The organism is Vibrio sp. J383 (genome assembly GCF_023503985.1).
Taxonomy (GTDB): Bacteria; Pseudomonadota; Gammaproteobacteria; order Enterobacterales; family Vibrionaceae; genus Vibrio; species Vibrio splendidus.
Genome location: NZ_CP097293.1, coordinates 301,759 through 320,108 on the forward strand (window position 1 = coordinate 301,759; position 18,350 = coordinate 320,108).

Below are 18,350 nucleotides of genomic sequence, written 5' to 3' on the forward strand. Positions count from 1 at the left end.
GCTTGGCAAACAGAATCATTTCCTATAACTTAGTTAACAAGTTGATAACAACTTGAAACAAAGGCAACTAGCTAAGGAGTGGCGATGTTGACAGGATTAGATAGATTAACAATTTATTCAGTTCTCTGTTTTATTTCTTTCTGTGCGTTAGTTTTACGCTCATCTACAGAGACCTCACTGATGCCTATCTTTGGCATAGTAGCAACGATTATTGGTATTTGGGTAGAGATGCGCCGTTGGCAAGGTATAGCCGAAGAGCAAGAGCACTAACCCGAATACAACAAGCAAATTCCGATACGACAACATTCCGACACTATCCCCAGATTTTCTTGGGCTTCCCCGCATAATTGCGGGATTTTTTTTATCTAAAGCATGCTATAAACAACTTAGTAACTAATGACAGTTGTATACAACTAGGTAAGTGGCGTGGAATTAGAAGACATCTATCGTAGAGACCTTAATTTATTGGTCGCCTTAAAAGTATTGATTGAAGAGGGCAGTGTTAGCCAGGCTGCGCTTCGTCTTAACTTAAGTCAATCGGCAACCAGTCGAGTGTTAGGGCGCTTAAGAGAACTACTTAACGATCCGCTGTTTACGCGCCAAGGTCAGCACCTTATTCCCACCAAAAAAGCACTCGAAATCAGTCAGCGCATTGATCAGCCTTTAGAGTCATTCCGCCAACTGCTGAGCCCGAGTGATTTCGATCCTTACTATTGCAGTGAACGCTTTCTGATTGCGACTACTGACTACGCGATGCAAACCATCTTGCCTTATGCATTGCCTAAGATTTATGAACAAGCGCCGAACATCTCTTTGGAGTTTGCACCGCTGCAGCATGAGCATTTGTTTAAACAGCTCAGTACCGAACGTGTTGATATGGCGATCTGTCGTCCGAGTGGCAGCGTTGCACCACTTCATCAAGAGGTCTTGGGGCCGGTTGGTGTGTCGTGTCTGTTATCTAAAAACCACCCATTGGCGGATCAGCCTTTAAGCCTTGAAGACTATGTATCACTCCCGCACGCGATGATTGCGATTAGTGATGGTGTTAAAGCGTTATTAGATAATGCTTTAGCCAATCAAAACCCACGTAAAATGGTGCTGCGTGCTTATCACCTTGAAGCTGCATTGGCGATTGTCGATAGAATGCCGTTGGTGATCACTGTACCAGCCGATCTGGCTTATTTGGTGGCAGAGCGCTATGACTTGGTTGTTAAGCCATTACCATTTGAGTTTATGCCGTTTGATTACTCGCTGATCTGGCACTCGCGCTGCGATTCTTCTGCCTCGCAACAATGGTTAAGAAGAGTAGTAAAAGAAGAGTGTGGTGAGTTGATTCAGAAGCGTATTGCGGATGTAGGTTTGGGTTAACTTAGATCTAGTTTTGGTTTACTCGAACCAAATGACCAAAACGCAAAAGGGCTGATAAAAATCAGCCCTTTGTTGTTCTGAGATATTTGAGCTTTAGTTGATTACTAAAGCTTTATAACTACGCGACCAGTGATTTGACCGTTAGTGATGTTTTCTGCTGCTTGAATAGCGCCATCTAAAGACACTTCTTTAGTCGCTTGGCCGTAGAAAGACTCAGGTAGCAGCTCAGCAAGTTGTTCCCACGCTTTAATACGTTTCTCTCGAGGGCACATTACAGAATCAACACCCTGTAGGCGAACGTTACGCAGAATGAATGGCATTACTGTGGTTGGTAAGTCAAAACCGCCTGCTAGACCACACATTGCAACCGCGCCGTTGTAATCAATTTGTGCCAATACTTTCGCAAGTACTTTGCTGCCTACCGTATCGATAGCACCAGCCCACAGTTGTTTTTCTAGTGGTTTAGCTGGTTCTTCAAGTTCAGCACGCTCTACAATGCGTGTCGCGCCTAGTGATTTAAGTAGTTCACCGTTTGCAGAAGCACGGCCAGTAACCGCTGCTACTTTGTAGCCTAGTTGGTTTAGTAGCGTAATAGACACGCTGCCTACGCCGCCACTTGCACCTGTTACTAAGATTTCACCGTCTTCTGGTTTGATGCCTGCATCTACGATAGCTTGCACACAAAGCATTGCTGTGAAACCTGCTGTACCGATCGCCATTACTTTCTTAGCGTCTAGACCCGCTGGCATTGGCACTAACCAATCACCGTTTAGGCTCGCTTTTTCAGCCATGCCACCCCAATGACCTTCACCAACACCCCAACCCGTTAGAACAACTTCGTCACCCGCTTTGTAGCGTGGGTCATCAGATTGTGAAACCACACCTGAAAGGTCGATACCAGGAACCATAGGGAAGTTACGAACAATGCGCCCTTTACCTGTAATCGCCAAACCATCTTTGTAGTTCAAAGAAGAGTAGCTCACATCAACCTTCACGTTACCTTCTGGTAATTGAGATTCATCAATTTGAGATACTGATGCGATAGTTTTTTTGTCTTCTTGGTTTAGTACAAGTGCTTTAAACATGATCTGCTCCGTGGGAGGAATATTAGGAAACTGAAGTAACTTTAGTTGAATCATCGAAGAAAAAATAATGAAACATCAACATTGAATCTATGCGTTTTGTGCATAGATGTGAGTAGTGCTTTTTCTCTCGCTAAGTTCGCTGAACGAATCGATACATTATTGGACGCCGAGCAATAAAAAGTGCAGCTATATAAATATAGCTGCACAAAAGATTACCCTACAAGTATTACAACCACGACCGTTATGGGCGTTCAAATACCGTTGCAATACCTTGGCCTAAACCAATACACATGGTTGCTAAACCGTATTTCACGTCTTGTGCTTCCATCAGGTTGATTAGGGTCGTCGAGATACGAGAACCAGAACAACCTAGTGGGTGACCAAGAGCAATCGCACCGCCGTTAAGGTTTACTTTCTCGTCAACTACATCCAGTAGACCTAGGTCTTTCGCACATGGAAGAGATTGAGCAGCAAACGCTTCGTTTAGCTCAATCACACCCATATCTTCGATGGTTAGGCCTGCACGTTTAAGTGCTTTTTTCGTCGCTGGTACTGGGCCGTAACCCATGATTGAAGGATCGCAGCCAGCGATAGCCATCGACTTCACGCGAGCGCGAATCTTCAGGCCAAGTGCGTTGGCTTTCTCTTCGCTCATGATAAGCATTGCCGATGCACCATCAGACAGTGCTGATGAAGTACCTGCTGTTACCGTACCGTTTGCTGGGTCAAATACCGGGCGAAGCTGAGATAAGCCTTCAACCGTAGTTTCTGGGCGAATGACTTCATCGTAATCTAGAGTGAACAGTGAACCGTCGGCTGCGTGAGCTTCTGTTGGCAGGATTTCGTTTTTGAAACGACCTTCAACTGTTGCTGCTTGAGCTCGAGCATGTGAGCGTGCTGCGAATGCATCTTGGTCTTCACGGCTAATACCGTGCATTTTACCTAGCATCTCAGCCGTTAGGCCCATCATACCCGCCGCTTTCGCTACGTGTTTAGACATGCCTGGGTGAAAATCAACACCATGGTTCATTGGTACATGACCCATGTGTTCGACACCACCGATCAGGCAGATTTCAGCATCGCCAACCATGATAGAGCGGGTTGCATCATGCAGAGCTTGCATAGATGAACCACATAAACGGTTGACCGTTACCGCACCAATCTCAATCGGTAGACCAGCAAGCAAAGCAGCGTTACGTGCAACGTTGAAGCCTTGCTCTAGCGTTTGTTGTACACAACCCCAGTAAATGTCTTCAATCTCGACAGGGTTTACTTCTGGGTTGCGCTCTAAAATGCCTTTCATCAAATGTGCAGACAGATCTTCAGCACGAGTGTGACGGAAAGCTCCACCTTTGGAACGTCCCATTGGGGTACGAAGGCAATCAACAACAACTACATTATTCATTTTGCTATTCCTTTTCCAAATGTGGGTTACAGAGAACTGGCTTGTTGGCCGTCGTAAAAGCTTTCGCCTTTCGCTGCCATATCAAGCAATAGTTGAGGAACTTGGTACATTGCACCTAAGTCTTGGTAGCTCTTCGCCATTTCAACGAAGTTACCAATACCCACACTGTCTAAGTAGCGGAATACGCCGCCTCTGAATGGAGGGAAGCCTAAACCGTAAACCAGTGCCATATCCGCTTCTTGCGGTGTCGCGATGATGCCTTCTTCTAAACAAAGCACCACTTCGTTGATCATAGGAATCATCACACGTTGGATAATGGTCTGGTCATCGAAGTCTTGTGGCTGTTGGCATACGTCAGCCAGGATAGGAAGAATGTCTTCAGAGAAGGTTTTCTTCGGGCGACCACGTTTGTCTACGCTGTATGTGTAGAAACCGCTGCCGTTCTTCTGGCCGTATTTTTCAGCGACATAAAGTGCGTCAATCGCATCACGCTCTTCTTTACCCATACGCTCAGGGAAACCTTGCGCCATTACTGCTTGGGCATGGTGTGCTGTGTCTAAACCAACAACGTCTAGTAGGTATGCTGGGCCCATTGGCCAACCGAACTTACGCTCCATGACTTTATCGATTTTAGTGAAGTCAGCGCCGTCACGTAGCAACATGCTGAAACCGCCAAAGTAAGGGAAAAGTACACGGTTTACGAAGAAGCCAGGGCAGTCATTAACAACGATAGGGGATTTGCCCATTTTCGCTGCGTAAGCGACTACGCGATTAATTGTTTCTTCTGAAGTATGCTCACCACGGATGATCTCAACCAAAGGCATGCGGTGTACTGGATTAAAGAAGTGCATGCCACAGAAGTTTTCTGGGCGCTTTAAAGATTTCGCTAACAGGTTGATTGGAATCGTTGAGGTATTTGATGTAAGAACCGTGTCTTCACCAACCAAACCTTCCACTTCGCTCAAAACTGCCGCTTTTACTTTCGGGTTTTCTACAACTGCTTCCACAATCACATCCGATTGCTCAACACCTGCATAATGTAGACTTGGAGTAATAGAAGACAGAATACCTGCCATCTTGAATCCATCTAGGCGACCGCGTGATAAGCGTTTATTCAACAGCTTAGAAGCTTCGTTCATACCAAGATCAAGAGACGCTTGTGCGATGTCTTTCATCATCACTGGCACGCCTTTCAATGCTGACTGGTAAGCAATACCGCCGCCCATGATGCCAGCGCCAAGTACTGCTGCGCGTTCAGTTGCTTTATTCGCAGACTTACCAGCTTGTTTTGCTAAGCCTTTAATGTATTGATCATTCAAGAATAAACCGACAAGTGCTTTTGCTTCTTCAGATTTTGCTAGCTTAACGAAGTGTTTGCGTTCAATGTCTAACGCCGCATCGCGATCGCTGCGCGCTGCTTCTTCAATTGCAATCACAGAAGTAATCGGAGCTGGGTAGTGAGGACCTGCTTTTTGAGCAACTAAGCCTTTCGCCATGGTAAAGCTCATCATCGCTTCGAGTTTGCTTAGTGAAAGCGCTGATGTTTTTTGTTTGCGACGTAGCTGCCAATCAAGTTTCTCATTGGCTGCCAAAGAAACCGTGTTGATCGCTGATTCTAGTAGTTGGTCTGTTTCAACAATCGCATCTAACAAGCCAACTTTAAGCGCTTCATCTGCACGGCATGCTTTGCCTTGAGTGATAATTTCCATCGCGCTGTCAGCACCGATAACACGAGGTAGGCGCACACAACCACCAAAACCAGGCATGATGCCAAGTTTGGTTTCTGGTAGACCTATGCTGGTGGTCTTGTCACCGATACGGAAATCGGTAGCGAGTACACATTCACAGCCGCCGCCAAGGGCATGGCCACGCATCATTGAAAGAGTTGGGACAGGAAGGTCTTCGAGCTTGCTGAAGATTGAATTAGCGAATCTTAACCATTCATCAAGTTCTGCTTCTGGCTTAGCAAATAGGCCAAGAAATTCAGTGATGTCTGCGCCCACAATGAACGCGTCTTTGTTTGAAGTTAAGATTAAACCACGTAATCCTGCGTGAGCATTAAGAGCATCTAACGCTTTATCTAGTGATTCTAAAGTTGCAAGGTCGAGTTTGTTTACAGATGCCGGTGCACAGAAGCTTAATTCTGCAATACCATCTTGTAATTCCTTTACCTGTAGGGTGTTAGCTTGGTAAATCATTGTCTATCTCCATGACATACAATCCACGATTGTTTGAGAGAATCTTGTTATCTTTCTATTATTGTAGAGCACCTGGTAAGACCAGTTATTCTAGTCTGTACCTCTGCTTGATTAATTTCAATACATTTTTTAAACAATTGTTTAACATTGTGCGACAGCACAGATCCTCTAACCCTTATTATTCACGCGTGATACACTTCGCCGCTCTTAATAATTAAGTTAACGATATGAATGAACAGCCCTATTTAATACCGTCAGCGTCGGCTTTATTTGAAGAAGAGATAAAAAAGAGCGTTTTTATTACTCATCTTGCTCATACTCCAAGTGTAGAAGCTGCTAAGCAGTTCGTTGAACAGGTAAAAAAAGAGCATTCTTCAGCGCGACATAACTGTTGGGGCTTTGCTGCAGGGCGACCTGAAGACTCGATGAAGTGGGGCTTTAGTGATGATGGCGAACCCTCGGGTACTGCTGGAAAGCCTATCTTGGCGCAACTGTCTGGTTCAGGTGTTGGCGAGTTAACGGCTGTAGTCACTCGCTATTCAGGCGGAATCAAGCTCGGTACTGGTGGTTTAGTTAAGGCTTATGGTGGTGGAGTACAACAAGCTCTCAAGCTGCTTCAAACTATCGAGAAAAAAATAACCACAAAATTACGGCTAGAGTTAGACTATGGCTTTGTGCCGATTGCACAATCCATCATGGCTCAGCATCAGGCTGTTGAAGTCCAAGCGGATTATGGTGTTCAAGTTGAGCTTATTATTGAAATAGAGCTCCTTCAGGTAGATTCGTTTACCCAAACCATGATCAATAAAAGCGGTGCTAAGGCACTGGTAACGAAAGTCAAAGACAACTAGGAAGTGTGAAGCATTTCGCTTCGTTCAATAGCTCATGCAATTTCGCTCAATTATTCGAATCGTCGGATTATTATTAGCACTTTTTAGTGTATCAATGCTCGCACCTGCGCTCGTCGCTCTGATCTATCGAGATGGTGCGGGTGTGCCATTTGTGACGACCTTTTTTGTTCTCTTATTCTGTGGAGCAACCTGCTGGTTTCCAAACCGACGTTATAAGCATGAATTGAAAGCGCGTGATGGCTTCTTGATTGTTGTTTTATTCTGGACGGTAATCGGTAGTGCTGGTGCGCTGCCGTTTTTGATCGCCGATAACCCCAATGTGTCGGTAACCGATGCTTTCTTCGAATCCTTCTCTGCATTAACAACCACGGGCGCGACCGTTATTGTCGGCCTCGATGATCTGCCTAAGGCGATTCTGTTTTACCGCCAGTTCCTGCAATGGTTTGGTGGTATGGGTATCATCGTATTGGCGGTAGCCATCCTTCCTGTTCTCGGCATCGGTGGTATGCAGCTATATCGTGCAGAAATCCCGGGCCCTGTAAAAGACAGTAAGATGACTCCGCGTATTGCTGAAACGGCAAAAGCGCTTTGGTACATCTATCTGAGTCTAACGATTGCTTGTGCGGTGGCGTTTTGGCTTGCCGGCATGAGCTTCTTTGATGCTATAAGTCATAGCTTCTCTACTATTGCGATTGGTGGCTTCTCGACTCACGACGCGAGTATGGGCTATTTCAACAGTCCGGCTATCAACATGATTACGGTCGTGTTCCTTCTTATCTCTGCGTGTAACTATTCGCTTCACTTTGCGGCCTTTGCTTCGGGTGGTGTGCATCCTAAGTATTACTGGAAAGATCCTGAGTTCCGCGCCTTTATCTTTATTCAAGCAGTCTTGTTCTTAGTTTGTTTCTTATTACTGCTTAATCACCACTCTTATGACTCGTATTACGATGCCTTTGATCAAGCCTTGTTCCAAACGGTATCTATATCGACGACCGCAGGCTTCACTACCACTGGTTTTTCTGAGTGGCCGTTATTCTTACCTGTGCTGCTTCTGTTCTCTTCTTTTATAGGTGGCTGTGCAGGTTCAACGGGCGGTGGTATGAAAGTCATTCGAATCTTATTGCTTACTTTGCAAGGTGCTCGTGAAATGAAGCGTCTTGTTCACCCGCGCGCTGTCTATACCATCAAGGTTGGCGGTTCTGCGTTACCACAACGTGTTGTTGATGCGGTTTGGGGCTTCTTCTCTGCATACGCATTGGTTTTTGTGGTTTGTATGTTGGCTCTTATTGCTACTGGGATGGATGAGCTGAGTGCTTTCTCTGCCGTAGCGGCAACATTGAATAACCTTGGCCCGGGCTTAGGTGAAGTGGCAATGCACTTCGGCGATGTGAATGATAAGGCTAAATGGGTGTTGATAGTATCTATGCTGTTTGGTCGTTTAGAGATATTCACCTTATTAATTTTATTGACCCCTACGTTTTGGCGTAGCTAAGGACAACATTGTGGCAAAAGCTCTATTTTTGTATTCAAGCCGTGAAGGGCAAACCAAGAAGATCTTGAACTATATAAAAGAAGAAATGAATGAGTTCGAATGTGAGCTTCAAGATCTGCACACTGTTAGTAATGTCGACTTTGCTCAATACGACAGAGTGTTGATTGGTGCATCTATTCGTTATGGTCACCTTAATAAGAAGCTATATAAGTTCATTGATGCCAACCTTGCTCAGTTGCAATCCAATAAGGTTGCCTTCTTCTGCGTTAACTTAACGGCTCGTAAAGAAGACCAAGGTAAAGACACCCCTGAAGGTAGTGCCTATATTAAGAAGTTTCTTCTTAAGTCACCATGGCAGCCGACTCTAATCGGTGTATTCGCGGGTGCTCTCTATTACCCTCGTTATAACTGGTTCGATAAAACCATGATTCGCTTCATTATGAATATGACAGGCGGAGAAACGGACACAACCAAGGAAGTTGAGTATACGAACTGGGAAAAAGTCTCTTTATTCTCTAAGAAATTGCAAGAGATGTAAGAGAAAAGCCTACTTTTGAGGCGTTTTGTGCTCTTTTTAATCGAACGAATAAAAAAACGAGAAAAACTTCAAAAAGGGCTTGCCAGTGTGATCGAAATCTCTATAATGCGACCTCGTTGAAACGGGAAGGCTTCGTAAGAAACCAAAACGAATCAGCAGGTCAAATTAGCCAAGCTAAGCGCTTGAAAAAAGTTTTGAAAATAGTGGTTGACACTAAAACTTAAATCGCTAAAATGGCCGTCCGATTTGAGCGAAGCTCAAAAAGGAAAAGCTCTTTAACAATTTAAACCTATCAATCTGTGTGGGCACTCGTTGATGAATATCAAAACGTTATTACTTAGGTAGTAACAGTTACTTCGGTAACAAACTTGATTTCAATGAACTGAGTGACCAATACAAAATTAAGTTTACTTAATTTTGGCACAGTCAATTCATTACCATTCTGTTGGAATGGTAATAGCTTTAGAATTACATGTTCATGTTTACATGAATATTAGTTTTGAAGTCAGTATTCGTTGAGTCACAAAATCTTAAATTGAAGAGTTTGATCATGGCTCAGATTGAACGCTGGCGGCAGGCCTAACACATGCAAGTCGAGCGGAAACGACACTAACAATCCTTCGGGTGCGTTAATGGGCGTCGAGCGGCGGACGGGTGAGTAATGCCTAGGAAATTGCCTTGATGTGGGGGATAACCATTGGAAACGATGGCTAATACCGCATAATGCCTACGGGCCAAAGAGGGGGATCTTCGGACCTCTCGCGTCAAGATATGCCTAGGTGGGATTAGCTAGTTGGTGAGGTAATGGCTCACCAAGGCGACGATCCCTAGCTGGTCTGAGAGGATGATCAGCCACACTGGAACTGAGACACGGTCCAGACTCCTACGGGAGGCAGCAGTGGGGAATATTGCACAATGGGCGAAAGCCTGATGCAGCCATGCCGCGTGTATGAAGAAGGCCTTCGGGTTGTAAAGTACTTTCAGTTGTGAGGAAGGGGGTAACGTTAATAGCGTTATCTCTTGACGTTAGCAACAGAAGAAGCACCGGCTAACTCCGTGCCAGCAGCCGCGGTAATACGGAGGGTGCGAGCGTTAATCGGAATTACTGGGCGTAAAGCGCATGCAGGTGGTTCATTAAGTCAGATGTGAAAGCCCGGGGCTCAACCTCGGAACTGCATTTGAAACTGGTGAACTAGAGTGCTGTAGAGGGGGGTAGAATTTCAGGTGTAGCGGTGAAATGCGTAGAGATCTGAAGGAATACCAGTGGCGAAGGCGGCCCCCTGGACAGACACTGACACTCAGATGCGAAAGCGTGGGGAGCAAACAGGATTAGATACCCTGGTAGTCCACGCCGTAAACGATGTCTACTTGGAGGTTGTGGCCTTGAGCCGTGGCTTTCGGAGCTAACGCGTTAAGTAGACCGCCTGGGGAGTACGGTCGCAAGATTAAAACTCAAATGAATTGACGGGGGCCCGCACAAGCGGTGGAGCATGTGGTTTAATTCGATGCAACGCGAAGAACCTTACCTACTCTTGACATCCAGAGAAGCCAGCGGAGACGCAGGTGTGCCTTCGGGAACTCTGAGACAGGTGCTGCATGGCTGTCGTCAGCTCGTGTTGTGAAATGTTGGGTTAAGTCCCGCAACGAGCGCAACCCTTATCCTTGTTTGCCAGCGAGTAATGTCGGGAACTCCAGGGAGACTGCCGGTGATAAACCGGAGGAAGGTGGGGACGACGTCAAGTCATCATGGCCCTTACGAGTAGGGCTACACACGTGCTACAATGGCGCATACAGAGGGCAGCAAGCTAGCGATAGTGAGCGAATCCCAAAAAGTGCGTCGTAGTCCGGATTGGAGTCTGCAACTCGACTCCATGAAGTCGGAATCGCTAGTAATCGTGAATCAGAATGTCACGGTGAATACGTTCCCGGGCCTTGTACACACCGCCCGTCACACCATGGGAGTGGGCTGCAAAAGAAGTGGGTAGTTTAACCTTTCGGGGAGGACGCTCACCACTTTGTGGTTCATGACTGGGGTGAAGTCGTAACAAGGTAGCCCTAGGGGAACCTGGGGCTGGATCACCTCCTTATACGAAGATACCACGATGAGTGTCCACACAGATTGATTAGGTTTAGAAAAGCAAAGAGATGAAGAACTCCCAAGTTCTTCGAAGTTTGTTTCTACTTTTAAAGTGGAGATAAATTGCAGTGTCCCGTTCGTCTAGAGGCCTAGGACACCGCCCTTTCACGGCGGTAACAGGGGTTCGACTCCCCTACGGGATACCATTGGGTCGTTAGCTCAGTTGGTAGAGCAGTTGACTTTTAATCAATTGGTCGCAGGTTCGAATCCTGCACGACCCACCATTTCCTCCCAAGGAAATAAAAATATGGGGCTATAGCTCAGCTGGGAGAGCGCCTGCCTTGCACGCAGGAGGTCTGCGGTTCGATCCCGCATAGCTCCACCATTCTTTCTCCATGAAGGAATTAAAACTATCATGGGCGATTAGCTCAGTTGGGAGAGCACCTGCCTTACAAGCAGGGGGTCACTGGTTCGAGCCCGGTATCGCCCACCATCTTTAAGCATTCTCGTAAGAGAGTATTTAAAAATGGTTTTGAAAGTTTAAAACTTGAAAAACTCTTGCTCTTTAACAATTTGGAAAGCTGACTGATTTGATTACTTACGAGTAATTCAATCAAATTTAAAAGTTCTCAATGTTTATCTTTCATTAGATAAACACAACAAACACATTCAAGTGTCTTGTATTCGAATCAATGTTTACATTGATTCACAATTGAGTCCGGCAAACAGTTATCAAGAATTAACCCTTCTTGATGACAACCAAAAACCTTGGTTAGTTGCCATACGCTAAGACCCTTTCGGGTTGTATGGTTAAGTGACTAAGCGTACACGGTGGATGCCTTGGCAGTCAGAGGCGATGAAAGGCGTAATAACTTGCGATAAGCCCAGATTAGGTAGTAATAACCTTTTGAGTCTGGGATTCCTGAATGGGGAAACCCACTTACATAAGTAAGTATCCTGTTGTGAATACATAGCAACAGGAGGCAAACCGGGGGAACTGAAACATCTAAGTACCCCGAGGAAGAGAAATCAACCGAGATTCCGAAAGTAGCGGCGAGCGAAATTGGATTAGCCCTTAAGCTTTTAATGAGACAGATGAAGGCTCTGGAAAGTGCCGCAATAAAGGGTGATAGCCCCGTAATCGACATCTCATAATCAGTGAAAACGAGTAGGGCGGGACACGTGATATCCTGTCTGAATATGGGGGGACCATCCTCCAAGGCTAAATACTACTGACTGACCGATAGTGAACCAGTACCGTGAGGGAAAGGCGAAAAGAACCCCTGTGAGGGGAGTGAAATAGAACCTGAAACCGTGTACGTACAAGCAGTAGGAGCACCTTCGTGGTGTGACTGCGTACCTTTTGTATAATGGGTCAGCGACTTAATTTTAGTAGCAAGGTTAACCGTTTAGGGGAGCCGTAGGGAAACCGAGTCTTAACTGGGCGTACAGTTGCTAGGATTAGACCCGAAACCAGGTGATCTAGCCATGGGCAGGTTGAAGGTTGAGTAACATCAACTGGAGGACCGAACCGACTAATGTTGAAAAATTAGCGGATGACTTGTGGCTAGGGGTGAAAGGCCAATCAAACCTGGAGATAGCTGGTTCTCCCCGAAAGCTATTTAGGTAGCGCCTCGGACGAATACTACTGGGGGTAGAGCACTGTTAAGGCTAGGGGGTCATCCCGACTTACCAACCCTTTGCAAACTCCGAATACCAGTAAGTACTATCCGGGAGACACACGGCGGGTGCTAACGTCCGTCGTGGAGAGGGAAACAACCCAGACCGCCAGCTAAGGTCCCAAAGTATAGCTAAGTGGGAAACGATGTGGGAAGGCTCAGACAGCCAGGATGTTGGCTTAGAAGCAGCCATCATTTAAAGAAAGCGTAATAGCTCACTGGTCGAGTCGGCCTGCGCGGAAGATGTAACGGGGCTAAGCTATACACCGAAGCTGCGGCTACGTACCTTAGGGTATGTGGGGTAGGGGAGCGTTCTGTAAGCCGTTGAAGGTGGTCTGTAAGGGCTGCTGGAGGTATCAGAAGTGCGAATGCTGACATGAGTAACGATAAAGGGAGTGAAAAACTCCCTCGCCGGAAGACCAAGGGTTCCTGTCCAACGTTAATCGGGGCAGGGTAAGTCGACTCCTAAGGCGAGGCCGAAAGGCGTAGTCGATGGGAAACGGGTTAATATTCCCGTACTTCTTACAATTGCGATGGGGGGACGGAGAAGGCTAGGTGGGCCTGGCGACGGTTGTCCAGGTTCAAGTACGTAGGCGGAAAGTTTAGGTAAATCCGGACTTTCATTAACGCTGAGATACGATGTCGAGCTACTACGGTAGTGAAGTCATTGATGCCATGCTTCCAGGAAAAGCCTCTAAGCTTCAGATTGTAAGGAATCGTACCCCAAACCGACACAGGTGGTCGGGTAGAGAATACCAAGGCGCTTGAGAGAACTCGGGTGAAGGAACTAGGCAAAATGGTACCGTAACTTCGGGAGAAGGTACGCTCTTATCAGTGAAGTCCCTTGCGGATGGAGCAGACGAGAGTCGCAGATACCAGGTGGCTGCAACTGTTTATTAAAAACACAGCACTGTGCAAAATCGTAAGATGACGTATACGGTGTGACGCCTGCCCGGTGCCGGAAGGTTAATTGATGGGGTTAGTCTTCGGACGAAGCTCTTGATCGAAGCCCCGGTAAACGGCGGCCGTAACTATAACGGTCCTAAGGTAGCGAAATTCCTTGTCGGGTAAGTTCCGACCTGCACGAATGGCGTAATGATGGCCACGCTGTCTCCACCCGAGACTCAGTGAAATTGAAATCGCTGTGAAGATGCAGTGTACCCGCGGCTAGACGGAAAGACCCCGTGAACCTTTACTACAGCTTGGCACTGAACATTGAACCTACATGTGTAGGATAGGTGGGAGACTATGAAATTGCGTCGCTAGATGTGATGGAGTCGTCCTTGAAATACCACCCTTGTAGTTTTGATGTTCTAACGTTGGTCCCTGAATCGGGATTACGGACAGTGCCTGGTGGGTAGTTTGACTGGGGCGGTCTCCTCCCAAAGAGTAACGGAGGAGCACGAAGGTGGGCTAAACACGGTTGGACATCGTGTGGTTAGTGCAATGGCATAAGCCCGCTTGACTGCGAGAATGACAATTCGAGCAGGTGCGAAAGCAGGTCATAGTGATCCGGTGGTTCTGAATGGAAGGGCCATCGCTCAACGGATAAAAGGTACTCCGGGGATAACAGGCTGATACCGCCCAAGAGTTCATATCGACGGCGGTGTTTGGCACCTCGATGTCGGCTCATCACATCCTGGGGCTGAAGTCGGTCCCAAGGGTATGGCTGTTCGCCATTTAAAGTGGTACGCGAGCTGGGTTTAGAACGTCGTGAGACAGTTCGGTCCCTATCTGCCGTGGGCGTTGGAAAATTGAAAGGGGCTGCTCCTAGTACGAGAGGACCGGAGTGGACGAACCTCTGGTGTTCGGGTTGTCATGCCAATGGCATTGCCCGGTAGCTAAGTTCGGAATCGATAACCGCTGAAAGCATCTAAGCGGGAAGCGAGCCTTGAGATGAGTTTTCCCTGGCACTATAAGTGTCCTAAAGGGTTGTCGTAGACTACGACGTTGATAGGCAGGGTGTGTAAGTGCTGCGAGGCATTGAGCTAACCTGTACTAATTGCCCGTGAGGCTTAACCATACAACACCCAAGGGGTTTTGTGGACTCAGATGTACCAGACCTTGAATGCGTTTGAAGAGAAATACTTTTAGATAAGCTTTCCGAATTTTAAAATTTGCTTGGCGACCATAGCATTGTGGACCCACCTGATTCCATGCCGAACTCAGAAGTGAAACACAATAGCGCCGATGGTAGTGTGGGGTTTCCCCATGTGAGAGTAGGACATCGCCAGGCTTTAAATATCGTTACTTGCATTAGCAATTAACAACATCATTAGTGTACTAATCTATTGATGACAATTTGTTGGAGGGATGGCTGAGTGGTCGAAAGCACCGGTCTTGAAAACCGGCAACCGTTAATAGCGGTTCTAGGGTTCAAATCCCTATCCCTCCACCACCATTGAAAAGCCCGCTGAGAAATCAGCGGGCTTTTTTCATATTTGTCGTTTAGAAAAACAAAAAAGAGCACTAACGTGCTCTTTATCTGTGACTCCACACTTGCTTGTTATCACTTATAGATAACTAGTCTTGAAGGTATTTACCTTCAGCTACCTGCCAAAATGCTCTAATTAACGGATTTTCTAACTGTGATCGCTTACAGCACACTCCCAATTCAAACGGCTTGATTGGCTCTATTTTTAAGCGGTCGACTTTATCTCTCACAGGGCTGTTGTTGATTACAACGTCTGGCGCGATACCAACCCCACAACCAAGAGCAACCATACTTACGATCGCTTCATGACCTGATACCTGAGCGTAAATGTTGGGCTTTATCTTCATCTTTTTGAACCACGCGTTCGCACGTTCTCGTGCAGTACCAGCTTCTGGGATGATAAAAGGCACTTCATTCCAGTTTGGTTTATCTGATTGCAGCTGCTGGCTAAAACTACTCACACCGGATGGGATGATGACTGACAGTGGTATATCGCTGATGGTTTCAAATTCTAACCTTGAAGGGAGAATGTCTGGCTTCGCTGAGATAGCAATATCTGCTTCATCATTTAAAATCTTGTCGATGGATTGAGCCGGATCGCCTGTAGAGAGCTTAAATTCAATGTACGGATGAATAGCTCTGAATTCGGTTATGAGCTCAGGTAGGTGGCTGTAACTAGCCGTTACCGAACAAAATATGCGAATTTCACCTTTAAGTTCTTGCTCACCACCTTTCAGGTGAAGATTGTATTGCTGCCACTCTCCAACGATGCTTAATGCTACTGGCAATAGGTGCTTTCCTGCTGGAGTGAGATCAACACTGCGGTTATCTCTGATAAGCAATTCTTGCCCCGTTTCTTCTTCAAGCTTTTGTACCTGACGACTAAGTGCTGAAGGACTGACGTGCATAGCAGCAGCGGTTTTGCTGAAACTCTTGCTGTCACATAAATGTATAAATAATTGTAGAGATTTTATGTTCATGTTTTGCGATCGTTTCCATGTTGCATTTATTGCAATAACTAATTGTGAATATATCACTTTCAGCAACGGAGTGTCTGTTTTAGTATGAAGTCATTCGATAGAGAGATATCGACCTTACGGACTTATTTTTAAAGGAGTGCCCTAGAATGGCTAACTATTTCAATACATTAAACCTTCGTGAACAACTAGACCAATTAGGTCGTTGCCGTTTCATGGATCGTGAAGAATTCACGACAGAAGCTGAATATCTTGAAGGTAAGAAAATCGTAATTGTTGGTTGTGGTGCTCAAGGCCTAAACCAAGGTCTGAACATGCGTGATTCTGGCCTAGACGTATCTTACGCTCTACGCCAAGCGGCAATTGATGAAAAGCGTCAATCATTCAAAAACGCTGATGAAAACGGCTTTGTTGTGGGTAGCTACGAAACGCTAATCCCTCAAGCAGATCTAGTTATCAACCTTACTCCAGACAAGCAACATACAAACGTTGTTGAAACAGTAATGCCTCTAATGAAGCAAGGCGCTGCTCTTGGTTACTCTCACGGCTTTAACGTTGTTGAAGAAGGCATGCAATTACGTGCTGACCTTACTGTAGTAATGGTTGCACCTAAGTGTCCAGGTTCTGAAGTTCGCGAAGAGTACAAGCGTGGCTTCGGTGTTCCAACACTGATCGCTGTTCACCCAGAAAATGACCCTAAAGGCGAAGGCTGGGATATCGCTAAAGCTTGGGCTGCAGGTACTGGTGGTCACCGTGCAGGTTGCCTAGAGTCTTCATTCGTAGCTGAAGTTAAATCTGACCTTATGGGTGAGCAAACAATTCTATGTGGCATGCTACAAGCCGGCTCTATCGTATCTTACGAGAAGATGATTGCTGATGGCATCGAACCTGGCTACGCAGGTAAACTTCTACAATACGGTTGGGAAACGATTACTGAAGCACTTAAGTTCGGTGGCGTAACTCACATGATGGACCGTCTATCTAACCCAGCTAAAGTTAAAGCGTTTGAGCTTTCTGAAGAGCTTAAAGACCTAATGCGTCCGCTTTACAACAAGCACATGGATGACATCATCTCTGGTCACTTCTCTAGCACTATGATGGCTGACTGGGCGAACGATGACGTGAACCTACTAGGCTGGCGTGAAGAGACAGGTGAAACTGCATTCGAAAACTACCCAACTTCTGACGTAGAAATCTCAGAGCAAGAGTACTTCGATAACGGTATCCTAATGGTTGCTATGGTTCGTGCCGGTGTTGAGCTAGCATTCGAAGCTATGACTGCATCTGGTATCATCGATGAGTCTGCTTACTACGAATCTCTACATGAGCTTCCACTAATCGCAAACACAGTTGCTCGTAAGCGTCTTTACGAAATGAACGTTGTAATCTCAGATACTGCTGAGTACGGTAACTACCTATTCGCTAACGTAGCCACACCGCTACTACGTGAGAAGTTTATGCCTTCAGTAGCAACTGACGTAATCGGCCGCGGTCTAGGTGAAACATCTAACCAAGTTGATAACGCTAAGCTAATTGAAGTAAACGAAGCTATCCGTAACCACCCTGTAGAGTACATTGGTGAAGAGCTACGTAGCTACATGAGCGACATGAAGCGTATCGCTGTAGGCGGTTAATTAGTCGCTTAGATACTGATAAATTTGCAGAAAAAGCGAAGCAGTATCACTAACTCCTTACAGGTTGGAGTTATAAATAAGCAACACAACATCTAATGAAAAGGCTTGGTCGCCGTTGACCAAGCCTTTTTGCTTTTAGTAACAAAGTCTTAAAAATCAATCAAATGAACATTGTTTGATCAGTCTTCGTCGACTTTCAGTTCTTGATTGATCTTCAGAAATGCAAAAGGGTTGGTGCTTTCACACCAACCCTTTCAGTTTTCTTGCTTTACGCTTACTTGTCGGCAATCTTTGCTTCTAAGTCCGTTAGCTTTTGTTCCATTTCAGTCAGCTTTTGGCGAGTGCGCAGTAGTACTTGTGTTTGAACATCAAATTCTTCACGGCTTACAACGTCTAGCTTGTTCAGTTGGCCTTGGATAACCTGACGAACTTTTTGATCTACGTCTGAACCAAGCTCTTTTACTGGTTGAGGCATAGAATCGTGGATCTGCTTAGCAATCTGCTCTAGTTTTTTTGGATCAAACATATCAATTAAAACTCCTGAATATTTACCACTATTCTATTTAATCACACTTGAGATGTCGCCTATGGCGTATAAAAAAAGGCCACCGA

General features: G+C 46.0%; 11 protein-coding genes, 5 tRNA genes and 3 rRNA genes. 14 read left to right on the plus strand and 5 right to left on the minus strand.

Annotated features, from left to right (window positions below; all coding sequences use genetic code 11):
• Positions 1 to 84 precede the first annotated feature (84 nt).
• Entirely contained in the window at positions 85 to 270 is a 186-nt protein-coding gene (locus tag M4S28_RS01420) for a hypothetical protein (protein ID WP_004736674.1), read from the plus strand.
• Between the two features lie 156 nt (positions 271 to 426).
• The gene (locus tag M4S28_RS01425) at positions 427 to 1,368 is read left to right on the plus strand and encodes a LysR family transcriptional regulator (protein WP_102397891.1); all 942 of its coding nucleotides are present in this window, start codon (positions 427 to 429) and stop codon (positions 1,366 to 1,368) included.
• 104 nt (positions 1,369 to 1,472) lie between these two features.
• On the opposite strand, the gene acuI is transcribed toward M4S28_RS01425, so the two are convergent.
• The 3 genes from acuI to fadB all read right to left on the minus strand — a co-directional run bounded on the left by acuI (position 1,473) and on the right by fadB (position 6,056).
• Positions 1,473 to 2,453, minus strand: coding sequence for an acrylyl-CoA reductase (NADPH) (acuI, locus tag M4S28_RS01430; protein ID WP_249632173.1), 981 nt, complete (start codon positions 2,451 to 2,453; stop codon positions 1,473 to 1,475).
• Between the two features lie 241 nt (positions 2,454 to 2,694).
• Positions 2,695 to 3,858, minus strand: coding sequence for an acetyl-CoA C-acyltransferase FadA (gene fadA, locus M4S28_RS01435; RefSeq protein ID WP_016784138.1), 1,164 nt, complete (start codon positions 3,856 to 3,858; stop codon positions 2,695 to 2,697).
• Positions 3,859 to 3,884: 26 nt separating this feature from the next.
• Positions 3,885 to 6,056 (minus strand): fatty acid oxidation complex subunit alpha FadB, encoded by a 2,172-nt coding sequence (fadB, locus tag M4S28_RS01440; RefSeq protein ID WP_004736670.1) that lies wholly within the window; start codon positions 6,054 to 6,056, stop codon positions 3,885 to 3,887.
• Positions 6,057 to 6,283: 227 nt separating this feature from the next.
• On the opposite strand from fadB, the gene M4S28_RS01445 reads away from it, so the two are divergent.
• From M4S28_RS01445 to M4S28_RS01495, 11 genes are all read left to right on the plus strand, one after another.
• Positions 6,284 to 6,907, plus strand: a complete 624-nt coding sequence (locus M4S28_RS01445; RefSeq protein ID WP_004736669.1) for a YigZ family protein — start codon at positions 6,284 to 6,286, stop codon at positions 6,905 to 6,907.
• 34 nt (positions 6,908 to 6,941) lie between these two features.
• Entirely contained in the window at positions 6,942 to 8,399 is a 1,458-nt protein-coding gene (locus tag M4S28_RS01450; RefSeq protein ID WP_017077285.1) for a TrkH family potassium uptake protein, read from the plus strand.
• Positions 8,400 to 8,409: 10 nt separating this feature from the next.
• Positions 8,410 to 8,937: a menaquinone-dependent protoporphyrinogen IX dehydrogenase gene (gene hemG / locus M4S28_RS01455; RefSeq protein WP_108196436.1), complete on the plus strand. Its 528-nt coding sequence runs from the start codon at positions 8,410 to 8,412 to the stop codon at positions 8,935 to 8,937.
• Between the two features lie 532 nt (positions 8,938 to 9,469).
• Positions 9,470 to 11,024 (plus strand): 16S ribosomal RNA (locus M4S28_RS01460).
• A 120-nt stretch (positions 11,025 to 11,144) separates the two neighbouring features.
• A tRNA-Glu gene (locus M4S28_RS01465) sits at positions 11,145 to 11,220 on the plus strand.
• A gap of 2 nt (positions 11,221 to 11,222) precedes the next feature.
• A tRNA-Lys gene (locus M4S28_RS01470) sits at positions 11,223 to 11,298 on the plus strand.
• 25 nt (positions 11,299 to 11,323) lie between these two features.
• A tRNA-Ala gene (locus M4S28_RS01475) sits at positions 11,324 to 11,399 on the plus strand.
• 32 nt (positions 11,400 to 11,431) lie between these two features.
• A tRNA-Val gene (locus tag M4S28_RS01480) sits at positions 11,432 to 11,507 on the plus strand.
• 315 nt (positions 11,508 to 11,822) lie between these two features.
• Positions 11,823 to 14,716 (plus strand): 23S ribosomal RNA (locus M4S28_RS01485).
• 97 nt (positions 14,717 to 14,813) lie between these two features.
• Positions 14,814 to 14,929, plus strand: a 5S ribosomal RNA gene (gene rrf / locus M4S28_RS01490).
• Together the 16S, 23S and 5S rRNA genes with 5 tRNA genes alongside form the textbook arrangement of a ribosomal RNA operon.
• Positions 14,930 to 15,000: 71 nt before the next feature.
• Positions 15,001 to 15,091 (plus strand) — tRNA-Ser (locus tag M4S28_RS01495).
• 125 nt (positions 15,092 to 15,216) lie between these two features.
• Here M4S28_RS01495 and ilvY read toward each other — a convergent pair.
• Positions 15,217 to 16,107, minus strand: coding sequence for an HTH-type transcriptional activator IlvY (ilvY, locus tag M4S28_RS01500; RefSeq protein WP_054548024.1), 891 nt, complete (start codon positions 16,105 to 16,107; stop codon positions 15,217 to 15,219).
• 146 nt (positions 16,108 to 16,253) lie between these two features.
• On the opposite strand from ilvY, the gene ilvC reads away from it, so the two are divergent.
• Positions 16,254 to 17,738, plus strand: a complete 1,485-nt coding sequence (ilvC, locus tag M4S28_RS01505; RefSeq protein WP_017077813.1) for a ketol-acid reductoisomerase — start codon at positions 16,254 to 16,256, stop codon at positions 17,736 to 17,738.
• A 274-nt stretch (positions 17,739 to 18,012) separates the two neighbouring features.
• On the opposite strand, the gene ubiK is transcribed toward ilvC, so the two are convergent.
• Positions 18,013 to 18,264 (minus strand): ubiquinone biosynthesis accessory factor UbiK, encoded by a 252-nt coding sequence (gene ubiK, locus M4S28_RS01510; RefSeq protein WP_004735787.1) that lies wholly within the window; start codon positions 18,262 to 18,264, stop codon positions 18,013 to 18,015.
• Positions 18,265 to 18,350 lie beyond the last annotated feature (86 nt).

What these genes read in the sequence shown, in the direction of transcription:
- acuI (WP_249632173.1), bottom strand. Translation starts at nt 2,453, where the DNA reads ATGTTTAAAGCACTTGTACTAAACCAAGAAGACAAAAAAACTATCGCA.
- ilvY (WP_054548024.1), bottom strand. Translation starts at nt 16,107, where the DNA reads ATGAACATAAAATCTCTACAATTATTTATACATTTATGTGACAGCAAG.
- M4S28_RS01420 (WP_004736674.1), top strand. Translation starts at nt 85, where the DNA reads ATGTTGACAGGATTAGATAGATTAACAATTTATTCAGTTCTCTGTTTT.
- ilvC (WP_017077813.1), top strand. Translation starts at nt 16,254, where the DNA reads ATGGCTAACTATTTCAATACATTAAACCTTCGTGAACAACTAGACCAA.
- M4S28_RS01445 (WP_004736669.1), top strand. Translation starts at nt 6,284, where the DNA reads ATGAATGAACAGCCCTATTTAATACCGTCAGCGTCGGCTTTATTTGAA.
- M4S28_RS01450 (WP_017077285.1), top strand. Translation starts at nt 6,942, where the DNA reads ATGCAATTTCGCTCAATTATTCGAATCGTCGGATTATTATTAGCACTT.
- ubiK (WP_004735787.1), bottom strand. Translation starts at nt 18,264, where the DNA reads ATGTTTGATCCAAAAAAACTAGAGCAGATTGCTAAGCAGATCCACGAT.
- fadA (WP_016784138.1), bottom strand. Translation starts at nt 3,858, where the DNA reads ATGAATAATGTAGTTGTTGTTGATTGCCTTCGTACCCCAATGGGACGT.
- fadB (WP_004736670.1), bottom strand. Translation starts at nt 6,056, where the DNA reads ATGATTTACCAAGCTAACACCCTACAGGTAAAGGAATTACAAGATGGT.